Consider the following 21,308-nt stretch of genomic DNA (forward strand, 5'->3'; position numbering starts at 1 on the left):
TGGGAGCTGGCTTGCCTGCGATGGCATCACCTGGGTGTCATTGATACACCGAGGCGCCTGCATCGCGGGCAAGCCCGCTCCCACACTCAAGCCCAGCCTTCCAAGGGTTATTTGGCAGACTTGACCGCTGCGCCAAGCTTCTTGGCGGTGTCGGCCGGGTCGGCTTTCGGGTCGTTGATGAAGTTGGTCACCACATCAAAGAACGCGCCCTGTACCGCCAGGGTAGTCGCCATGTTGTGCGCCATGCTTGGCTGCAAGCCGCCGGACTTGGCATCCGCCAGGAAGTCCTTGGCAGCGGTCTGGGCACAGGCGTCGAAGCCGTACTTGCCCATATCGCTGAGCATGTCGTTGCGCACCGGGATCGAGCCTTTGTTGATGCTGAAGACCTTCTGGAAGTTCTCGCCCAGCACCACTTTGGCAATGTCCTGCTGACCGGCCGAGGTGCCGGCATCTTTCTGCTTGAACACCGCCAGGGAGTCGATGTTGTAGGTGAAGGCCTTTTCGGTGCCAGGGAAGGCTACGCACTCGTAATCCTTGCCGGCGACCTTGTTGGCGGCAGTCCACTCGCTCTTGGCCCAGTCACCCATGATCTGCATGCCGGCCTTGCCGTTGATGACCTTGGCGGCTTCCAGGTTCCAGTCCTGGCCCTTACCGTCGGCATCCATATAGGTCGCGACTTTCTTCAGTTCAGTCAGCGACTTGACCATGTCCGGGCCGGTCAGGGCTGCGTTGTCGAGATCGACCAGGGCTTTCTTGTAGCCATCGACACCCATGACCGACAGCACCACGGCTTCGAACACCGTGCTGTCCTGCCAAGGCTGGCCACCGTGGGCGAGCGGGATGAAGCCTGCGGCCTTGAGCTTGTCGCCGGCGGCGTAGAATTCTTCGAGGGTCGTAGGGTTTTTGGTGATGCCGGCTTTCTTGAAGACTTGCGGGTTGATCCACAGCCAGTTGACGCGGTGGATATTCACCGGCACGGCCACGTAATCACCGTCGTACTTCACGGTATCGGAGACTTTTTTGTCGAGCAGGCCATCCCACTTCTCGGTCTTGGCCACGTCCTTGAGGACGTCGGTATCGAGCAGCCCGGTGGACGCCCATTCCTGGATGTCCGGGCCCTTGATCTGGGCAACGCCTGGCGGGTTGCCGGCGACCGCGCGGCTTTTCAGCACGGTCATCGCGGTGGCGCCGCCACCACCTGCAACAGCCCCGTCTTTCCAGGTGAAGCCGTCTTTCTCAACTTGGGCCTTCAGGACATCCACCGCCGCCTTCTCACCGCCCGAGGTCCACCAATGCACAACTTCAACCGTCCCTTTCGAGTCGGCGGCAAAAGCACTGAGGGGAAACAACGAGGCAATGGAAATAGCAACGGCGAGGCGATTAATCGCGTTCATCTGAGTACCTTTTTCTTGTTGTTATGCATGCAAGTCTGGCGCTTGCGCTGCATAGGATTCTAAACAGGGTTTTTTGCCAGGCACGTAACAAAGGGACGGGCAAATGTCACCACTTGGTGACATAACAACCGGCCCCCAGCGCACTGGCCATGCTTGGCGATAACGGTAGCCCAGGCAGCAACACCGCCTGCCAGGCATGGTACAGGTCCGGCTTGCCGCCCCAGATCTTGCTGGCGGGCACGTTTTGCGGATCGAGTTCGTGATGCCAACTGCCATGGACACGGTCGATAAACCGGGTTTCACAGAACTCCCAGAACCGCCGGTACCAAACCTCGTAATGCCACTCGCCCGTGCGTTTGAGCAACGCCTGGGCAGCCGCGCTGGCTTCGGCGTGGGTCCAATGCAGGCGCTCGCGCACCACTGGGCGAGAGTGCCAGTCCAGGGTGTAGACCAGGCCTGGGGCACCATCCACCGACCAGCCATGTTCGCAGGCACTGGCGAACAGGCCTTTGGCAGCGTCCAGCAGCCAGCCTGGCGTGACCAGCCCCGCCTGCTCGCGCGCAGCTTCAAGGTGCAACACCAAGCGTGCCCATTCGAACCCATGGCCGGGGGTGATGCCGTAGGGGCGAAAGCCATCGGCCGGGTTGTCTTCGTTGTAACGGTGCAGGGGCTGCCAGTAGCGGTCGAAATGCTCGATCACCATAAATTCATTGGCGCCAGCGTGCTGGTGGATCACTCGCTCAACGATGCGCAACGCCCGGCCCAGCCACAGGCTATCGCCGGTAACATCAGCCAGGGCAAGGAAGGCTTCGGTGGCGTGCATGTTGCTGTTGGCGCCGCGATAGGCTTCCTCGCCGCTCCAGTCCTGGGCGAAGGATTCGAGCATGGCGCCCTCCTCCTCGCACCAGAAATGCTGGTTGATGATGTGGATGGCATCCGCCAGCAAGGCTTGCGCCCCGGGAGCACCGGCCACCACCGCAGAACTGGCGGCCAGGGCGACAAAGGCGTGCAGGTAGGCGGCCTTGCCCGTATTGCCATCTGCTGCACCGGAAACGGCAAACCAGCCGCCATGCACGGCATCACGCAACGGGCCGCCGAGGCTGGCAACCCCGTGTTCCACAAGCTCGGCATACCCCGGCAGCCCCTGGGCGTGGGCCATGGCGAAGCTGTGGGTCATTCGGGCGGTGTTCATGGTTTCGGCACGCGCATCGATGGGCAGGCGGCCCTGGTCGTCAAGGTTGCCGAAGCCGTCAGGCAGCCGGGAAGCCTTGGCAAACGCCAGCAGGCGCTGGCCTTCGGCGGCAAGCCAGGCGTGATGGGCTGGTGCGTTCAGCCAACTGCTGGCAGGCAGTGGTTGGATGGTCATGGGTAGCCCTTTTTGTTTTTGTGGGATGACCGCAGTCTAAACAAGGGCCGAGAAGGGGCATGTAACGAAAGAGATGGGGAATGTCACCAAACAGTGACATTTGTAGGCGCCGGCAAGCCGGCGCCTACAAAAATAATGGGGTTACTGGCCCAAGGGCGTGACCTTGGCCGGTGCGCTCATTTCCCGTTGCAGGTTCTGCATCTGGGTCTGCAAGGTGGTGATGTTGCGGGTGGTCTGGATGCGGAACACGTCGAACTCTTTATTCGACGGCCCTTCAGTGGCCGCACGATTGTCCAGTTCGCTCTTGATCACCAACAGGTCCTGTTCCAGGCGGGCAATGGCCGTGGCCGGATTGCCCTGCTTCTTCAAGGCCGCCACATCCGTGGTCAACTCCTTGACTTCGGCATTCAACTTACCCGCTTCAACCTGCGCAGCCTTGAGGGCCGTCAGTTCGCTCGCCAGGGTTTGCACCTGGGCCTGCAACTGGGTATTGGCGGTGGTCAGTTCCGTGGTGCTGGCACTCATCTGCGCCAGGCGCTGGTCCAGGTCAGTGGCCTGGCCCGCCACGCCCAACTGCTGCTTGCCCTGTTCCAGCAATTGGCTTTCCAACTGCTTGATCTGCAGCTTCAGCGCTTCACTGCCGGTATTGACGCTGGCTTCGCTGGCCACCACCTTGCCGGAAATATCCTGCAAACGACCAGCGGCCTCTTCGCTGATGCGTGCAAAGCTCTCCTGGGTCGCCACCAGTTGCTGCCCCATCAGGGAAATCTGCTGGAAGCTCCACCACGCCAGGCCTGCAAAGGCGAACAGCAGCGCGCCGACCAGGGCCCACAACGGCCCGGTGCTGGCGCTCTTGACCTTGACCACCGGGGCCGGGCGCGAACGCATGGACGTGGCAGCCGTTGGCACAAAATCATCGTCGTCGCCAACGTCGGCACGCAGGCTCGGCACATTGTCGAAGTCGTCTTTAGTATCGTTACGCATGAATCAACCTTGAAATAACCCCACAAAAAAAACAAGCGGCGCGAGTATAAACCCCTGACCCGTCACCTTGGTCGAGCTGCAACCGAAAAATCGCTTCCCGGTGTTGCCGGCTCTACCTGGACCCCGGTTCCTGCACTTTCCACCAGTGACAAAACTCATCGAGGGCAGTCCACAGGCTGACCTTGGGCTGATAGTCGAGGTAGTGCCGCGCCCGGCTGATATCGAGGCTGAAATCCTTGTTCATCACCTGCATCCCCAGGCGTGACAGGGAAGGTTCCGGGCGCCCCGGCCACATCGCACAAAAGGCTTCATTGAGCGCCGCGACGCTGTAGGACAAACCGTATGAGCGGTAACGGGTGACCTGGGGCATTTCCATCTGGCGCATCACATAGTTGACCACGTCCCACACCGGCACCGGCGCACCATTACTGATGTTGTAGGCTTTGCCCAGCGCCGAGCCGGTGGCCAGCAGGCTGCTGAGCAGGGCCTCGTTGAGGTTGTGCACACTGGTGAAGTCGACCTTGTTCAGGCCGTCGCCGACGATGGCCAGGCGGTTCTTGCGCTGCATTTTCAACAGGCGCGGGAAGATGCTCATATCGCCGGCACCGGTGACAAAGCGCGGGCGCAGGGCCAGCACTTCAAGACCGAATTCCTGGGCGCCAAAGACTTTTTGCTCGGCCAGGTACTTGGTGGCCGCATAGGGGTGTTTAAAGCGTTTGGGCACTTGCTCTTCAGTCAGCCCCAGGTGATCGCGGCCATCAAAATAGATCGAGGGCGACGACAGGTGCACCAGGCGCCCGACCCGTTGTTTCAGGCAGGCTTCGACCACGTTTTCAGTGACCTGCACATTGCCCTGATAGAAATCCTGATAACGCCCCCACACGCCCACGGCGCCGGCACAATGGACCACGGCCTCGACATCGCGGCACAGGTCGCGTACCAGATCCGCATCATTCAAATCACCCTGGATAAACTCGGCGCCGCGCCGTACCAGATGCTCGACACCTTCGGCCCGTCGCCCGTTGACCCGCACGTCCAGGCCCTGCTCCAAGGCAAAACGCGCAAAGCGCCCGCCGATGAAGCCGCTTGCGCCGGTGACCAGAACTTTCATGGTGCCTCCTTCGGATGCAGCTCCAAGCGTCAAGCTACAAGCTGCAAGTTAAATTCGATCCGCAAGCGCTAACTTGCAGCTGGTAGCTTGACGCTTGGCATTGCTAATGCGGCACCAACAATTGGCCAGTCGCCCGTGCCAGATGCTCGGTCAACAAGCCAAGCAATTGCCCACCACTGCGCCAATGATGCCAGTACAACGGCACATCGATGGGTTTATCTGGCAGTAGCTCCACCAGCACGCCTCGCTGCAACTGGTCACGCACCTGCAACTCCGGCACCAGCCCCCAGCCCAGGCCGGCCTCGGTCAGGCGGATAAAGCCTTCGGAGGACGGGCATAAATGGTGCTCGAAACCGCCGTCCACACCCAGCGATGCCAGGTAGCGATGTTGCAAAAAATCATCCGGGCCAAACACCAGCGCCGGGGTGCGCGCCAATTGCTCCGCTCGCACTCCGCCGGGAAAGTGCCGGGCGATAAACGCCGGGCTGGCCAGCGCCCGATAGCGCATGGCTCCCAACAGCAGGCTGCGGGCACCGGCTACCGGGCGCTCGCTGGCGCAGACGCAGGCCGCCACTTCGCCGGCGCGCATGCGTTTAAGGCCGACGGTCTGGTCCTCCACCACCAGGTCCAGCAGCACATGCTGCTCGGCGCAAAAGTCGCCCACCGCCTGGGCCCACCAGGTCGCCAGGCTGTCGGCGTTGAGGGCTATGCGCAGGCGCTCGGGCATGCCCTCTTCATCCAGCGCCGGCACCTGGCTTTGCAGGTCGCGCTCCAGTAGACGCACCTGCTGCACATGGTTGAGCAGGCGCCGGCCGATTTCCGTGGGTGTTGGCGGGCTCGCTCGCACCAGTACCGGCTGGCCGATGCGCGCTTCAAGCAATTTGATGCGCTGGGAGATCGCCGATTGCGACACCCCGAGTACCTGGGCGCCGCGCTCGAAGCCGGCCTGTTCCACCACCGCCGCCAGGGCCGAAAGCAATTTATAGTCGAACATCAGTTTTCCTAATGAGCGATGAGCAATATTGGTTTTTCTTATACAGCGCCAGACCGGAGAATGACCAGCATCCCGTGTCTATCTTCTTTCAAGGATCTCCCAATGGCTGGCGAAACCGCCCTGGCAACCCTGCTGCGCAGCATGAGCCCACAACTCAACGCAGGCGACTATGTGTTCTGCACCCTGGCCGACAACCGCCTGCCCGACTGCGAGGTGATCGGCAGCTTTCGCGAGCAGGAAGGGTTGACGGTGATTGTCGAGCGCCAACAGGCCGAGCTGGCCGGCCTTGCCTTCGAGTACGTGGCGGCGTGGATCACCTTGAACGTGCATTCGGCCCTGGAAGCCGTCGGCCTGACTGCCGCCTTCGCCAGCGCCCTGGGGCGTGCCGGGATCAGTTGCAATGTGATCGCCGGCTTTTACCACGATCACCTGTTTGTCGGCCGCGAGGATGCCGAGCGGGCGATGGCTGTGTTGCAACAACTGGCAGCGAACGCGGAGTAAATCCTATGTGGCAAAGCTATGTGAACGGCCTGCTGGTCGCCTTGGGGCTGATCATGGCCATCGGTACACAAAACGCGTTTGTCCTGGCCCAGAGCCTGCGTCGCGAACATCACCTGCCCGTGGCGGCCTTGTGCGTGGTGTGTGATGCACTGCTGGTGGCCGCCGGGGTGTTTGGCCTGGCGACGGTCCTGGCGCATAACCCGTTGTTGCTGGCAGTTGCACGCTGGGGCGGTGCGGCATTCCTGCTGTGGTACGGCGCCCTGGCCCTGCGCCGCGCCTGTTCGAAACAAAGCCTGGGCCAAGGCGAAGGCCACAAGGTGCGCTCATTGCGCGCGGTGATGCTCAGTGCCCTGGCCGTGACCTTGCTCAACCCGCACGTGTACCTGGACACCGTTTTGCTGATCGGCTCCCTCGGCGCCCAGCAAACCGAACCGGGCGCCTATGTGGCAGGCGCCGCCAGCGCTTCGTTCCTGTGGTTTTCGGCCCTGGCCCTCGGCGCCGCATGGCTGGCCCCGTGGTTGGCGCGCCCGGCAACCTGGCGCCTGCTGGACCTGCTGGTGGCGGTGATGATGTTCAGCGTGGCCTATCAATTGATCAGCACCTGAGGATTATTCCAAAACGCTCTGGAACCTCTATTCCACACAGTTGTTGCGTGGTTTTGCCGCACCCCCGGTGCTATGATCCAGACCCTGCGCCGCAAAGAGTACAAACTCCCCGGCGCTTGTTTGGCCGCCCGTGATCGGCCTTGCGCTCACCGCAACTGACCTGATTAGGAGAATTATCATGGCTTTCGAATTGCCGCCGCTGCCGTACGCACACGATGCCCTGCAGCCGCACATCTCCAAGGAAACCCTGGAGTTCCACCACGACAAGCACCACAACACCTATGTCGTGAACCTGAACAACCTGGTGCCTGGCACCGAGTTCGAAGGCAAGACCCTGGAAGAGATCGTCAAGTCCTCTTCGGGTGGCATCTTCAACAACGCCGCCCAGGTCTGGAACCACACCTTCTACTGGAACTGCCTGGCGCCAAACGCCGGCGGTCAACCAACTGGTGCTCTGGCCGAGGCGATCAACACCGCGTTCGGTTCGTTCGACAAGTTCAAGGAAGAGTTCACCAAGACATCCGTCGGCACCTTCGGTTCCGGTTGGGGCTGGCTGGTGAAAAAGGCTGACGGTTCCCTGGCCCTGGCCAGCACCATCGGCGCCGGCAACCCGCTGACCAGCGGCGACACCCCGCTGCTGACCTGCGACGTCTGGGAACACGCCTACTACATCGACTACCGCAACGTGCGTCCAAAGTATGTGGAAGCGTTCTGGAACCTGGTCAACTGGAAGTTCGTTGCCGAGCAGTTCGAAGGCAAGACCTTCACTGCGTAAGTGACCCTTGCAGTACAAAGAGCCCGGCGATTGCCGGGCTTTTTTATGCCCGTTAACCGCCGGAAAAACGCACGACGATTAGTGGAACTCAACAGCAGGAAGTTGCCACTTATTAAGCGAGAGGAATGTCCCTTTCATTAAATATTGGAGAACTCACTATGGGTGGCATAGGAGAAATGGCAGGGCAAATGGTAGGCCAACTAATAGGCGGATTCATGGGTGGAGCTTCGAAAGGAGCGAGCGAGGGGATGAACGGTGCATCACAGAATCTGGAGCAAGAGCAGGGGCAAGACCTGTCGTCGATGCTGGAGATGGCTGGAGAAAACAACCCAGCGAAAATCGGTGTGTAAGTAAAGCCTGGCGCCTACCGGCTTTGCATCCTTGGTGCGAAAAACACACGCCCTACGGCGCAAGCCAAAGGGCGTTAGAGGATGGCGGATGCAATCCGCCTCCTACTCAAAAAAGCGTTCAAAGCAACAATCGCTCCTTGCCCCTTCCAGGCCACGCCAACCTCTACGCAGTGCCTGTCAAAAAATACCAAAGCACCTGACACTTCAATGTTCCTTTGACTGCCACCACGGGATTGCCAATACTCATGGCATATTGAGGCTACCCGCAAGGAACAAGGAATGACCCTTTGAAGCTGGAACTCAAAAACAGCTTGTCAGTGAAGTTGCTCCGGGTGGTGCTGTTGTCGGCACTGATAGTGGGCGTTGCCCTGAGCGTGGCGCAGATCGTCTTTGATGCCTACAAGACGCGCCAGGCCGTGGCAGGCGATGCCCAGCGCATCCTCGACATGTTTCGCGATCCCTCGACCCAGGCCGTCTACAGCCTGGACCGTGAGATGGGCATGCAGGTGATAGAAGGCCTGTTCCAGGATGATGCGGTGCGCATGGCCTCCATTGGCCATCCCAACGAGCCCATGCTCGCCGAAAAGAGCCGGGACCTGCAGCACTCCCCCAGCCGCTGGCTGACGGACGTGATTCTTGGCCAGGAACGCACCTTCAGCATCCCACTGGTGGGGCGCGGGCCCTACAGTGAGTATTACGGTGACCTGAGCATCACCCTCGACACCGCCACCTATGGCCAGGGTTTTATCGTCAATTCGGTGATCATCTTCATCTCCGGGGTGCTACGCGCCCTGGCCATGGGGCTGGTGCTGTACCTGGTCTATCACTGGCTGCTGACCAAGCCACTGTCGCGGATCATCGGCCACCTGAGCTCGATCAACCCCGACCGGCCCAGCGAGCACAAGATCCCGCAGCTCAAGGGCCACGAAAAGAATGAACTGGGGCTGTGGATCAACACCGCCAACCAGTTGCTGGCGTCGATCGAGCGCAATACCCACCTGCGTCACGAGGCGGAAAACAGCCTGCAACGCATGGCCCAGTACGACTTTCTCACGGGTCTGCCCAACCGCCAGAAACTGCAAGAACAGTTGGACAAGATCCTGATCGACGCCGGGCGCCGGCAACGCCGGGTCGCCGTGTTATGCGTGGGGCTGGATGACTTCAAGAGCGTCAACGAGCAGTACACCTACCAGGCCGGCGACCAATTGCTGCTAGCCCTGGCCGACCGCCTGCGGGCCCACAGTGGTCGGCTCGGCGCCCTCGCCCGCCTGGGTGGCGACCAGTTTGCCCTGGTGCAGGCCGATATCGAGCAACCCTACGAAGCCGCCGAACTGGCACAAAGCATCCTCGATGACCTGGAAGCCGAATTCGCCCTCGATCACGAACAGATCCGCCTGCGCGCCACCATCGGCATCACCTTGTTCCCCGAGGACGGTGACAGCACCGAAAAGCTGCTGCAAAAGGCCGAGCAGACCATGACCCTGGCCAAGAGCCGCTCGCGCAATCGCTACCAGTTCTATATCGCCAGTGTCGACAGCGAGATGCGTCGTCGTCGCGAACTGGAGAAAGACTTGCGCGAGGCCTTGGGCCGAGACCAGTTTCACTTGGTGTACCAACCGCAGATCAGCTACGTCGATCATCGCGTGGTCGGCGTCGAGGCGCTGATTCGCTGGCAACACCCGGAACACGGCCTGGTGCCACCCGACCTGTTTATCCCACTGGCGGAACAGAACGGCACCATCATTGCCATTGGCGAATGGGTGCTGGACCAGGCCTGCCGGCAACTGCGCGAATGGCATGACCTGGGGTTCACCGAGTTGCGCATGGCGGTCAACCTGTCCACGGTGCAACTGCACCACGCCGAGCTGCCACGGGTGGTCAATAACCTGCTGCAGATCTATCGCCTGCCCCCGCGCAGCCTGGAGCTGGAAGTCACCGAAACCGGCCTGATGGACGACATCAGCACCGCCGCCCAGCACTTGCTGAGCCTGCGCCGCTCCGGCGCGCTGATTGCCATCGACGACTTCGGTACCGGCTATTCCTCCCTCAGTTACCTGAAAAGCCTGCCCCTGGACAAAATCAAGATCGACAAGAGCTTCGTCCAGGACCTGCTGGATGACGATGACGATGCCACCATCGTGCGGGCGATCATCCAACTGGGCAAAAGCCTGGGCATGCAGGTCATCGCCGAAGGCGTGGAAACTCCCGAGCAGGAAGCCTACGTCATCAACGAAGGCTGCCACGAAGGCCAGGGCTATCACTACAGCAAACCCCTGCCGGCCCGGGAATTGGTGGCCTACCTCAAGCAAGCCGAGCGCAATAACGCCGCGATCCTGTAAAGCCATGATGGCCACCCGAGGCACTGTCTTGGGTGGCTGGCAGTGGAATGTTAAATTTTTACTGCGTTAACTCTTTACAGAAAATGCAAATCTTTCGCATTATGTCGAAGTTTTGCGCGCCGCACTGCGCCCCCGATCAACTCCCGAAGCAGGATGTTCGCCATGATTCGTATGCCCCTGGCCACCGCCAGTCTGCTGGCCATCGCCATTTCTCTCGCCGGTTGCGGCGAGGGTAAAGACAAGGCCGCCGCTCCTCAGGCGCCTACGCCTGCTGCCAGCACTACCGCTCCAGCGGCTGCCGCTACCGCCGGCCAGGTTGACGAGGCTGCCGCCAAGGCGGTCGTCGCGCACTACGCAGACATCGTGTTCGCGGTGTACAGCGACTCCGAATCCACGGCAAAAACCCTGCAGACCGCAATCGACACCTTCCTCGCCAACCCCAACGACGAGACCCTGAAGGCTGCCCGCACCGCCTGGATCGCCGCGCGCGTGCCGTACCTGCAGAGCGAAGTATTCCGTTTCGGCAATACCATCATTGATGATTGGGAAGGTCAGGTGAACGCCTGGCCGCTGGACGAAGGCTTGATCGACTATGTCGACAAATCCTACGAGCACGCCCTCGGCAACCCGGGCGCCACCGCCAACATCATTGCCAACACCGAGATCCAGGTCGGCGAAGACAAGATCGACGTCAAGGAAATCACCCCGGAGAAACTCGCCAGCCTCAATGAGCTGGGCGGCTCCGAAGCCAACGTCGCCACCGGCTACCACGCCATCGAATTCCTGCTGTGGGGCCAGGACCTGAACGGCACCGGCCCTGGCGCCGGCAACCGTCCTGCGTCGGACTACCTGCAAGGCGACGGCGCCACCGGCGGTCATAACGAGCGTCGCCGCACTTACCTGCGCGCCGTGACCCAACTGCTGGTCAGCGACCTCGAAGAAATGGTCGGCAACTGGAAGCCCAACGTCGAAGACAACTACCGCGCCACCCTGCAAGCAGAACCTGGCACCGATGGCCTGCGCAAAATGCTGTTCGGCATGGGCAGCCTGTCCCTGGGTGAACTGGCGGGCGAGCGCATGAAGGTGTCCCTGGAAGCCAACTCGCCGGAAGACGAGCACGACTGCTTCAGCGACAACACCCACAACTCGCAGTTCTACGATGCCAAGGGTATCCGTAACGTTTACCTGGGCGAATACACCCGCACCGATGGCACCAAGCTGACCGGCGCCAGCCTGTCGTCGCTGGTGGCCAAGGTTGACCCGGCTGCCGATGAAGCCCTCAAGGCTGACCTGGCGGCTACCGAAGCGAAGATCCAGGTCATGGTTGACCACGCCAACAAGGGTGAGCACTACGACCAGTTGATCGCCGCCGGCAATACCGCAGGCAACCAGATCGTGCGCGACGCCATCGCCGCCCTGGTCAAGCAGACCGGCTCCATCGAACAGGCTGCCGGCAAGCTGGGGATCGGCGACCTGAACCCGGACAACGCTGATCACGAGTTCTGATCCGCGCTGTTTGAATGAGGCGACCTTCGGGTCGCCTTTTTTATGCCTGGCTATTACCACAAGCCTGCTCCCACATTAAGCCCAGTCCTACATGGGATCGGCGCAGGCTTTGCAGCCCCCGGTTTACAAGCCCTGCACCGTAGGTAGAATGGCGCCTCCAACTGTCACCCGAGCGCAATTCATGGCAATGCCGACCCTGCGGATCATTGGTTTCATCATCGGCATCTTCCTGATTACCCTCGCGGTCGCCATGGTCGTGCCCATGGCCACCCTGGTGTTTTTCGAGCGTACCAGCGACCTGCCGTCCTTTCTCTGGGCGAGCATGATCACCTTTATCGCAGGCCTGGCCCTGGTGATTCCCGGGCGCCCGGAACAGGTCCAACTACGCCCCCGGGACATGTACCTGCTGACCGTCAGCAGTTGGGTGGTGGTGTGTATCTTTGCCGCGCTGCCATTCTTGCTGACCCAGCACATCAGCTATACCGACTCGTTCTTTGAAAGCATGTCTGGCATCACCGCCACTGGCGCCACCGTGCTCAGTGGCCTGGACACCATGTCGCCGGGGATCCTGATGTGGCGCTCGATGCTGCACTGGCTCGGCGGCATCGGTTTTATCGGCATGGCGGTAGCGATCCTGCCGCTGCTGCGCATCGGTGGCATGCGCCTGTTCCAGACCGAATCCTCGGACCGCTCCGAAAAAGTCATGCCCCGCTCGCATATGGTGGCGCGGTTGATCGTGGCGGCCTATGTCGGTATCACCATCCTCGGCAGCCTGGGGTTCTGGTGGGCCGGCATGGGCCTGTTCGACGCGATCAACCACGCGATGTCGGCTATTTCCACGGGTGGGTTCTCCACCTCCGATGAATCCCTGGCCCACTGGAAACAACCGGCGGTGCATTGGGTGGCAGTGGTGGTGATGATCCTGGGCAGCCTGCCGTTTGCCTTGTATGTCGCCACGTTGCGCGGCAACCGCAAGGCGCTGATCAGGGACCAACAGGTGCAGGGCCTGCTCGCAATGCTACTGGTGACCTGGATCGTGCTCGGCACCTGGTACTGGTGGACCACCGACCTGCATTGGCTGGACGCCTTGCGCCATGTGGCGCTGAACGTCACGTCCGTGGTCACCACCACCGGCTTCGCCCTCGGCGACTACAGCCTGTGGGGCAATTTCTCACTGATGCTGTTCTTCTACCTGGGTTTTGTCGGCGGTTGCTCGGGCTCCACTGCGGGCGGGATCAAGATCTTCCGCTTCCAGGTCGCCTATATCCTGCTCAAGGCCAACTTGAATCAGTTGATTCACCCGCGGGCGGTGATCAAGCAGAAATACAACGGCCATCGCCTGGACGAAGAGATCGTGCGGTCGATCCTGACGTTCTCGTTCTTCTTTGCCATTACCATCTGCATGATCGCCCTGGCCCTGTCCCTGCTGGGCGTGGACTGGATGACCGCCTTGACCGGCGCCGCCAGCACCGTATCCGGCGTGGGCCCGGGACTGGGCGAGACCATCGGCCCGGCCGGTAACTTCGCCACTCTGCCGGATGCCGCCAAGTGGATCCTGTCCCTGGGCATGCTGCTGGGTCGGTTGGAGATCATCACGGTGTTTGTGCTGTGTATTCCGGCGTTCTGGCGGCACTGACACTCGCCGACGTCTCCAGCAACCGCGCCCGGTACTCGCCGGGCGTGGCATCGAACCAGCGACGAAAGGCGCGGAAGAAGTTGCTCGGATCGGCAAACCCCAGCAAATAGGCGATTTCCAACAGGGTCATGCTCGGCTGCGCCAGATATTGTTCGGCCAGCTCGCGGCGGGTGTCGTCGAGCAAGGTCTGGAAGCTGGTGCCCTCCTCCTGCAAGCGTCGCTGCAGCGTGCGTTGGGACAGGTGCAACGTCTGCGCCACCACCTCACGCTTGGGTTCGCCCTGGGGCAACAACCGGCACAGTACCTGGCGGGCCTTGTGGGTCACCCGGCTCTCGGAAAACCGCGCCAGGTATTCCCCGGCAAACCGATCATGCAGCAACGCCATCGCCTCATTGGCCGTGGGCAACGGTGCGTCCATGTCCGCGCGCTCGAAAATCAGCGCGTCATACGGCGCGTTGAACACCAGTGGCGCATGAAAGGCCTGTTTATAGGGTTCCAGATCCACTGGCTGATCGCCCTGCACCAGCACCTTGCGCGGCTGCAACGTGCGCCCGGTCAGCCAGCCACATAACGCCAGGGCACATGCCAGCGAAGCCTCGGCGCTTTGCCGGGTGGGCGGCAGATGGTCGCCGTGTACCGTGAGGATCAACGCATAGCCTTCGGGTAACAGGCGAAAGCTCAAGTCAGCGCTTTCGGCAATGATCCGCTGGTAGCGCACCAGCCGGGCGAACCCTTCGGCCAGGGTGCTGCTGGACATCAAGGCATAGCCCGCCACATGAAACGAGGCCGGGCGCACCACCTTGCCCATATTCAGGCCGATGGCCGGATTGCCCGACACCTCCACCGCCCGCTGCCAGAGCCGGGTCATGGAGTCCTGGGGGAAACGCGCGTCAGGGTCATCCAGGGCGCCGTAATCCAGGCCCAGCTGTTTGAACAGGCTGCGGCAGTCCAGGCCTTCGAGCTCCAGCGCCTTGACTATCCCCATCGCCCAACTTGCAGAAGTCGTTCGTTCGTTCATGGCGTTTTCTTGCACGCGTTCTATGAAGGGACGGCTAAAACGGCAGCCAGGAACCCAAGGATACTAAAGTGGCGTCTATTGTCACTGGCCCTTGCCAGTGATGACTCTAGACTCAAATAAGCTCCCCGCCGAACATCCGTCGGGCACAACAAAAACCAGAGGGCCGGCTCCCGTGGAAAATATCAGACAATTCAATAGCTTCGCCGAGTTCTACCCGTATTACCTGAGCGAACACAGCAACAGTACCTGCCGGCGCCTGCATTTTATCGGCACCAGCCTGGTGATTTTTATTCTCGCTTTCGCCATCGGCAAGGGCGCCTGGTGGCTGCTGTGGGTACTGCCGGTGGCCGGCTACAGCTTTGCCTGGGTCGGGCACTTCTTCTTTGAGAAGAACCGTCCGGCAACTTTCCAGCATCCGTTCTACAGCCTGCTGGGAGATTTCGTCATGTACCGCGACATGATTCTGGGCAAGGTACCGTTCTAATTCCCCCCAAAAACAATAAGAGACACGCCGATGAACCAGCAGGCCCGCTTCACTCATATGCAGGACGGCACCCAGGAAGACTGGGCAATCATCGCCGCCGATTTCAGTGCCTACGCCCGACAACTGCCCGGGCGCATCCTGGCGCACCTGCGGCTTTTGGAGGGCGACTTCGGCGGTTTCCCGGTGGACCGCCTGACCCATTCCCTGCAAACCGCCAGCCGCGCCTGGCATGATGGCCGCGACGAAGAATATGTGGTCTGCGCACTGCTCCATGACATTGGCGACACCTTGGGCTCCTACAATCACCCGGACATTGCCGCCGCGATCCTCAAACCGTTCGTCAGCCCGCAGAACCTGTGGATGGTGGAAAAGCACGGGATTTTCCAGGGGTACTATTTCTTTCATCACCTGGGCATGGATCGCCATCTGCGCGAGCAATTTGGCGAACACCCGCAGTACGAGCAAACCATCGAGTTCTGCGCCCTGTATGACGCAGCTGCCTTCGACCCGGCCTATGACACCCTGCCCCTGAGCTTTTTCGAACCGATGCTGGCCCGGGTCTTTGCCCACCCCAGGAACTCGATCTACAAGGCCGCCATGGAGCGCCAGGCCAGCGTGTGACCTCTTGTCACTTGTGTGTTGCAGAGGAAGGTTGGTGGATTTGGCGAGATAAAAGTCTTTTTGTCATTTGCAGTGCTGTATCCTGCCCAGGCTTTGTAAAAAGCGTGGCACATCTGCAATCCCACAACAGACCTTGCGAGGAGCGACGACGATGCACGAGATTCCCAATCTCCCCTTCCCAAGCCTGCACGAGACCGAGCAGCCAACCCCACAACAGGCCGGCAGCGATAAACAAGCGCCAGCACAAGCAGCACCGGTCGACAGCGATAGCGAAGACTGACCGCAGCACCCAGACCGTGTGGAAAGCGTGACATTGCGCGCTTTCCACACCGCCTGAATCAAGAGACACGCAACATGCCTGACACCCCCAAGCATTCCCCCGATGAAGCGATACTCGGCGCCGCCCTGCAAATGGTCGATGTGTGGAGCCGCCTCAGCCCGGAAAAACAGGCGCTGCTGCTCAAGCGCTTTGGCACCCAGGAAAACGCCCTGGCCGCCCTAGTGACCACCCGGATGCTCAACCCCGAAACATAACGGCTACAGCGTTTGTGCGGGGGTTGTGTTTTGCCTCCCTGCGCAGCGCAAAGCACCGGTATCATAAGCAGCCTATCTTTTCCTGCCGCGACGGTGGATCTTCCCCATGCCAGATACCCAGCGCCCCATGGCGGTCACGCTGCAAGTCGTCTCCATTGTGCTGTTCACCTTTATCGGCTACCTGAATATCGGCATTCCCCTGGCCGTACTGCCGGGCTATGTCCACAGCGACCTGGGCTTTGGTGCCGTGATCGCGGGCCTGGTGATCAGCGTGCAGTACCTGGCCACCCTGTTGAGCCGCCCGTATGCCGGACGCATCATCGATAACCGTGGCAGCAAGCGTGCAGTGATGTACGGCCTGGCCGGCTGCGGCTTGAGCGGGGTATTCATGCTGGTATCCGCCGCATTGACCCATCTGCCGGCCTTGAGCCTGACCAGCCTGTTGATTGGCCGTCTGGTCCTGGGCAGTGCCGAAAGCCTGGTGGGATCGGGCTCCATTGGCTGGGGTATCGGCCGGGTCGGCGCAGCAAATACCGCCAAGGTCATCTCCTGGAACGGTATCGCCAGCTACGGCGCCCTGGCGATTGGCGCACCGCTGGGGGTGCTGCTGGTCAGCCGGCTTGGGCTGTGGAGCATGGGCGCCAGCATCATTGTGCTGGCGGTGCTGGGCCTACTGCTGGCCTGGCCGAAAGTCGCGGCGCCCATCGTAGTGGGCGAACGCCTGCCCTTCATGCATGTGCTGGGCCGCGTACTGCCCCACGGCTGCGGGTTGGCCCTGGGCTCCATCGGCTTTGGCACCATCGCCACATTTATCACCCTGTATTACGCGACCCTGAACTGGGATAACGCCGTGCTGTGCTTGAGTCTGTTCGGTGCCAGCTTTATCGGCGCGCGCTTGCTGTTCGGTAACTTGATCAACCGGATTGGTGGCTTTCGCGTGGCAATTGCCTGCCTGTCGGTGGAAACCCTCGGCCTGCTGCTGTTGTGGCTGGCACCGAATGCCGAGCTGGCCCTGGCGGGCGCGGCCTTGAGCGGTTTCGGGTTTTCCCTGGTGTTTCCGGCGCTGGGGGTCGAAGCGGTCAACCTGGTACCCGCCTCCAGCCGTGGCGCGGCGGTGGGTGCCTACTCGCTGTTTATCGACTTGTCCCTGGGCATCACCGGGCCACTGGCCGGGGCGATTGCGGCAGGTTTCGGCTTTGCCTCGATCTTTTTGTTTGCCGCGCTGGCCGCCTTCGCCGGGCTGCTGTTGAGCCTTTACCTGTATCGCCAGGCCCCCAAATACCGCGACGAGCGTAACGCCGGCTAGAAATCCACCTTACCGCGCCCGGCCTTGATGCTGCCGCGCTTGGTCTTGGATTCCAGGCGACGCTTTTTCGAGCCCAGGGTGGGTTTGGTCGGACGGCGCTTTTTCTCGACCTTGGTCGCGCTGAGGATCAACTCCACCAGGCGCTCCAGGGCATCGGCGCGATTCTGTTCCTGGGTCCGGTATTGCTGGGCCTTGAGGATCAGCACGCCTTCGCTGGTGATACGGCTGTCGCGCAGCGCCAGCAGCCGCTCCTTGTAGAACGGCGGCAGCGAAGAGGCCGGAATATCGAAGCGCAAATGCACCGCGCTGGAGACCTTATTGACGTTCTGCCCGCCAGCGCCCTGGGCGCGGATGGCCGTCAACTCGATTTCGGCATCGGGCAGGTGCACGTTATTGGAGATCACCAGCATGGAAAGCAGGTCCGTTGACACTTGCAGGAGCCGGCTCACCGGCTCCTGCAGGGTGGGCTAGTTGTTGAGCGAGGATACCGCACTCAGGTTTTCCCGAGCCTTGCGCTTGTTCTTGAAAAAATAGCAGACCCACATGAACGCCAGCCATACCGGGATCGCATACACCGACTTCTGAATCCCCGGCGTCATCAGCATGATCGCCAGGATAAACACCACGAACGCCAGGCACACATAGTTGCCGTAGGGATACCACAGCGCCTTGAACAAGGGCACCTGACCCGTGCGGTTCATGTGCTGGCGGAACTTGAAGTGCGAGAAGCTGATCATCGCCCAGTTGATCACCAGCGTGGCCACCACCAGGGACATCAGCAGTTGCAGCGCGTGTTGCGGCATCCAGTAGTTCATCAGCACCGCCACCAGGGTGACCGCCGCCGAGGCCAGGATCGAGCGCACAGGCACGCCGCGCTTGTCGATCTTCGCCAACGCCGCCGGCGCATCGCCCTGCTCGGCCATGCCCAGCAGCATGCGGCTGTTGCAGTAAGTGCCGCTGTTGTACACCGACAGCGCCGCCGTCAGTACCACAAAGTTGAGGATATGCGCGGCGGTGTTGCTGCCCAGCATCGAGAACACCTGCACGAACGGGCTACCGCTGTAGGCATCGCCGGACGCGTTGAGTGTCGCCAGGAGGCTGTCCCACGGGGTCAGCGACAACAACACCACCAGGGCGCCGATGTAGAAAATCAGGATGCGGTAGATCACCTGATTGATCGCCTTGGGAATCACAGTGCGTGGCTGGTCTGCTTCAGCGGCGGTGAAACCGAGCATCTCCAGGCCACCGAAGGAGAACATGATGATCGCCATGGCCATCACCAGCCCACCGACGCCATGGGGGAAGAACCCGCCGTGTTCCCACAGGTTGCTCACCGAAGCCTGTGGCCCGCCGCTGCCGCTGACCAGCAGATAGCTGCCCAGGGCAATCATGCCGACAATCGCCACCACCTTGATAATCGCAAACCAGAACTCGGCCTCGCCAAACACTTTGACGTTGGCCAGGTTGATCACATTGATCAGCACGAAAAATGCCGCCGCCGAGACCCAGGTCGGAATCTCCGGCCACCAGTAATGCACGTATTTGCCGACAGCCGTCAGCTCCGACATGCCCACCAGGATATAGAGGATCCAGCAGTTCCAGCCCGACAGGAAACCGGCAAAACCGCCCCAGTACTTGTGGGCAAAATGGCTGAAGGATCCAGCCACCGGCTCTTCGACGATCATTTCGCCCAGTTGGCGCATGATCATGAAGGCGATAAAGCCGCAGATGGCATAGCCCAGGATCATCGACGGGCCAGCTGACTTCAGCACCCCCGCCGAGCCCAGGAACAGGCCGGTACCGATCGCGCCACCGAGGGCGATCAATTGAATATGACGATTTTTCAGGCCGCGCTTCAGTTCACCTGAAGGCGAGTTGGTTGCACTCATGAAAAGGGTCTCACGCAAGGTTTGATGATGTTGATTGCACGATGCTGCTTTGAAACCTGCTCAAGCAGCGCCGATCAAACCCCAGCGCAGGCACCAGGAGTTCAGCGTCTTTCTTACGGTCATACGTCACCTGTTTGTTTTTATCTGTGACGGAATCGAACCCGTCCGGCTTATGGCCAGGCGGAGTTAACAAGGCGGATCTGCCTTGAAGTTGGCCTTTTGCGTGGGTACGCAAGGGGGGTCACAGTAAAACGCGGCGCATTGTACACCGCTCGATTGGTTAGGGAGCCTTGCCGGGGAGATTGTTGACCGATCGGAAAGTTTTCTTTACAGGTAAAAACCCACGAGACCAAGACAGGCATAGGCTCAGGCCATCCGTAAAATAATTGTTACAGCGCGGAAGACATTCATGACGTCCGGGCTTGCCATCAGCTCGCTCCGACACAAAATCCGGCGCAAAAAAAACGCCAACCCGAAGGTTGGCGCTTTTTCTTACAGCTTGCCGCTTAAAGCTTGCCGCAGCCCTTAAGGCTTCTTGCGACCAAAGCCCGGACGCTGCCCGGAACCTGCCGGCGCACCACGGCGCTTGCCCGACGGCTCGTCAGCCACCAGTTTGAGCCCTGGACGCTTTTTCGGCGCTGGCTTGGCTGGGCGCTTGGCGCCTTCGGCTGGACGATCGGTCTGCGGCGCCCCACGGCTTGCATCGCCACGGTTGCTGCGACCGCCCGCTGGCGCTTCGCCACGGCCGGCTGGGCGCGGAGTACGCGGCGCACGCTCGCCATCCTGACGGGCCGGAGCCGACGGGCGACGATCGCCTTCGATCTGCGGCTGACGGGAAATGCGACCGCCAGTAGCCGGTGCATCCAGGGCCGGGCGCAAGGTACGGGCAACGCGTTCGGTGCGTGCCACCGGGCGCGACGATTTACGCTGCATACGCTCCAGCTTGTCCTTGCTCTTGGCATTCATCTGCGGCATGGCCACAGGCGTCAGGCCCACTTCGGCACTGAGGATGTCGACTTCGTACTGGCTCATTTCGCGCCAGCGACCCATCGGCAGGTCAGAGTTGAGGAACACCGGGCCGAAACGCACGCGCTTCAGACGGCTGACCACCAGGCCCTGGGATTCCCACAGGCGACGTACTTCACGGTTACGCCCTTCCATCACCACGCAGTGGTACCAGTGGTTGAAACCTTCGCCACCTGGCGCCTGCTTGATGTCGGTGAACTTGGCCGGGCCGTCTTCCAGCACGACGCCAGCCTTGAGGCGCTCGATCATCTCGTCATCGACTTCACCACGTACACGCACCGCGTATTCACGGTCCATCTCGTAGGACGGGTGCATCAGGCGGTTGGCCAGTTCACCGTCGGTGGTGAACATCAGCAAGCCGGTGGTGTTGATGTCCAAGCGGCCGATATTGATCCAACGGCCTTCTTTGGGCTTGGGCATCTTGTCGAACACGGTGGGACGGCCTTCCGGGTCGTCACGGGTGCAGATCTCGCCGTCGGGCTTGTTGTACATGATCACGCGGCGCACCGATTCGGCGGCCTCTTCACGCTTGATGACCTTGCCATCAATGGTGATCGCGTCATGCAGGTCGACGCGCTGGCCAAGGGTGGCCTCGACGCCGTTGACCTTGATGCGCTTCTGGGTGATCCAGGCTTCCACGTCGCGGCGCGAGCCAACGCCGATACGGGCGAGGACTTTTTGCAGTTTCTCGCCTGCTGGGCCGATTTCCTGGCTGTCGTTCTGGTCTTGGTCTTTCATCTTAAGCACCTCCCGGTGTGTCGATTCAGGCGTGGCCTGAAGAGTATTCAAATCTGGGTCTTGGGCGAACGCATCGCCGAAGGGTCGCGAATCATACGCTCATGGCGCGCATTGCGCATCAGAGACTAGTC

General features: G+C 61.0%; 20 protein-coding genes. 11 read left to right on the forward strand and 9 right to left on the reverse strand.

What is annotated here, in order from left to right; all coding sequences use genetic code 11:
* Positions 1–107: 107 nt before the first annotated feature.
* The 5 genes from KL786_RS07590 to KL786_RS07610 form a co-directional block, all read right to left on the reverse strand.
* The gene (locus KL786_RS07590; protein ID WP_215517212.1) at positions 108–1,394 is read right to left on the reverse strand and encodes an ABC transporter substrate-binding protein; all 1,287 of its coding nucleotides are present in this window, start codon (positions 1,392–1,394) and stop codon (positions 108–110) included.
* Positions 1,395–1,500: 106 nt separating this feature from the next.
* A complete protein-coding gene (locus KL786_RS07595) occupies positions 1,501–2,760 on the reverse strand; it encodes a D-mannose isomerase (protein ID WP_215517213.1) in 1,260 nt (419 codons plus the stop codon).
* 141 nt (positions 2,761–2,901) lie between these two features.
* The gene (locus tag KL786_RS07600; protein WP_215517214.1) at positions 2,902–3,744 is read right to left on the reverse strand and encodes an ATPase; all 843 of its coding nucleotides are present in this window, start codon (positions 3,742–3,744) and stop codon (positions 2,902–2,904) included.
* A gap of 112 nt (positions 3,745–3,856) precedes the next feature.
* Positions 3,857–4,855: an NAD-dependent epimerase/dehydratase family protein gene (locus tag KL786_RS07605; protein ID WP_215517215.1), complete on the reverse strand. Its 999-nt coding sequence runs from the start codon at positions 4,853–4,855 to the stop codon at positions 3,857–3,859.
* A gap of 103 nt (positions 4,856–4,958) precedes the next feature.
* Complete coding sequence (locus KL786_RS07610; RefSeq protein WP_215517216.1) at positions 4,959–5,849, reverse strand: LysR family transcriptional regulator ArgP; 891 nt, start codon at positions 5,847–5,849, stop codon at positions 4,959–4,961.
* Between the two features lie 102 nt (positions 5,850–5,951).
* Between KL786_RS07610 and KL786_RS07615 the strand changes: the two genes are divergently transcribed.
* The 6 genes from KL786_RS07615 to KL786_RS07640 all read left to right on the forward strand — a co-directional run bounded on the left by KL786_RS07615 (position 5,952) and on the right by KL786_RS07640 (position 13,561).
* On the forward strand, positions 5,952–6,350 hold the full coding sequence (locus tag KL786_RS07615; RefSeq protein WP_215517217.1) for an ACT domain-containing protein: 399 nt from the start codon (positions 5,952–5,954) through the stop codon (positions 6,348–6,350).
* A 5-nt stretch (positions 6,351–6,355) separates the two neighbouring features.
* Complete coding sequence (locus KL786_RS07620; protein WP_032862549.1) at positions 6,356–6,955, forward strand: LysE/ArgO family amino acid transporter; 600 nt, start codon at positions 6,356–6,358, stop codon at positions 6,953–6,955.
* Positions 6,956–7,133: 178 nt separating this feature from the next.
* Positions 7,134–7,730: a superoxide dismutase gene (locus KL786_RS07625; protein WP_032862548.1), complete on the forward strand. Its 597-nt coding sequence runs from the start codon at positions 7,134–7,136 to the stop codon at positions 7,728–7,730.
* Between the two features lie 637 nt (positions 7,731–8,367).
* Positions 8,368–10,419, forward strand: coding sequence for a putative bifunctional diguanylate cyclase/phosphodiesterase (locus KL786_RS07630; protein WP_032862546.1), 2,052 nt, complete (start codon positions 8,368–8,370; stop codon positions 10,417–10,419).
* 162 nt (positions 10,420–10,581) lie between these two features.
* Positions 10,582–11,925, forward strand: a complete 1,344-nt coding sequence (locus KL786_RS07635) for an imelysin family protein (RefSeq protein ID WP_215517218.1) — start codon at positions 10,582–10,584, stop codon at positions 11,923–11,925.
* Between the two features lie 181 nt (positions 11,926–12,106).
* Complete coding sequence (locus tag KL786_RS07640; RefSeq protein ID WP_032862544.1) at positions 12,107–13,561, forward strand: TrkH family potassium uptake protein; 1,455 nt, start codon at positions 12,107–12,109, stop codon at positions 13,559–13,561.
* On the opposite strand, the gene KL786_RS07645 is transcribed toward KL786_RS07640, so the two are convergent.
* A complete protein-coding gene (locus tag KL786_RS07645; RefSeq protein WP_215517219.1) occupies positions 13,518–14,579 on the reverse strand; it encodes an AraC family transcriptional regulator in 1,062 nt (353 codons plus the stop codon). The genes KL786_RS07640 and KL786_RS07645 overlap by 44 nt on opposite strands.
* A 172-nt stretch (positions 14,580–14,751) precedes the next feature.
* On the opposite strand from KL786_RS07645, the gene KL786_RS07650 reads away from it, so the two are divergent.
* From KL786_RS07650 to KL786_RS07665, 5 genes are all read left to right on the forward strand, one after another.
* A complete protein-coding gene (locus KL786_RS07650) occupies positions 14,752–15,063 on the forward strand; it encodes an Mpo1-like protein (RefSeq protein WP_215517220.1) in 312 nt (103 codons plus the stop codon).
* Between the two features lie 30 nt (positions 15,064–15,093).
* A complete protein-coding gene (locus KL786_RS07655) occupies positions 15,094–15,684 on the forward strand; it encodes an HD domain-containing protein (protein ID WP_215517221.1) in 591 nt (196 codons plus the stop codon).
* Between the two features lie 151 nt (positions 15,685–15,835).
* A complete protein-coding gene (locus KL786_RS29850; protein WP_262975313.1) occupies positions 15,836–15,964 on the forward strand; it encodes a hypothetical protein in 129 nt (42 codons plus the stop codon).
* A gap of 74 nt (positions 15,965–16,038) precedes the next feature.
* Positions 16,039–16,218: a hypothetical protein gene (locus KL786_RS07660; RefSeq protein ID WP_032862540.1), complete on the forward strand. Its 180-nt coding sequence runs from the start codon at positions 16,039–16,041 to the stop codon at positions 16,216–16,218.
* A gap of 106 nt (positions 16,219–16,324) precedes the next feature.
* Entirely contained in the window at positions 16,325–17,524 is a 1,200-nt protein-coding gene (locus KL786_RS07665) for an MFS transporter (RefSeq protein ID WP_215517222.1), read from the forward strand.
* On the opposite strand, the gene arfB is transcribed toward KL786_RS07665, so the two are convergent.
* The 3 genes from arfB to rluB form a co-directional block, all read right to left on the reverse strand.
* A complete protein-coding gene (gene arfB / locus KL786_RS07670) occupies positions 17,521–17,934 on the reverse strand; it encodes an alternative ribosome rescue aminoacyl-tRNA hydrolase ArfB (protein ID WP_032862538.1) in 414 nt (137 codons plus the stop codon). The two genes, KL786_RS07665 and arfB, sit on opposite strands and share 4 nt — an antisense overlap.
* A 57-nt stretch (positions 17,935–17,991) precedes the next feature.
* Positions 17,992–19,413, reverse strand: a complete 1,422-nt coding sequence (locus KL786_RS07675; protein ID WP_032862537.1) for an amino acid permease — start codon at positions 19,411–19,413, stop codon at positions 17,992–17,994.
* A gap of 525 nt (positions 19,414–19,938) precedes the next feature.
* Positions 19,939–21,177, reverse strand: coding sequence for a 23S rRNA pseudouridine(2605) synthase RluB (gene rluB, locus KL786_RS07680; protein WP_215517223.1), 1,239 nt, complete (start codon positions 21,175–21,177; stop codon positions 19,939–19,941).
* Positions 21,178–21,308: the final 131 nt, after the last annotated feature.

Source organism: Pseudomonas sp. TAE6080 (genome assembly GCF_018732265.1).
GTDB classification, from domain to species: Bacteria; Pseudomonadota; Gammaproteobacteria; order Pseudomonadales; family Pseudomonadaceae; genus Aquipseudomonas; species Aquipseudomonas brenneri.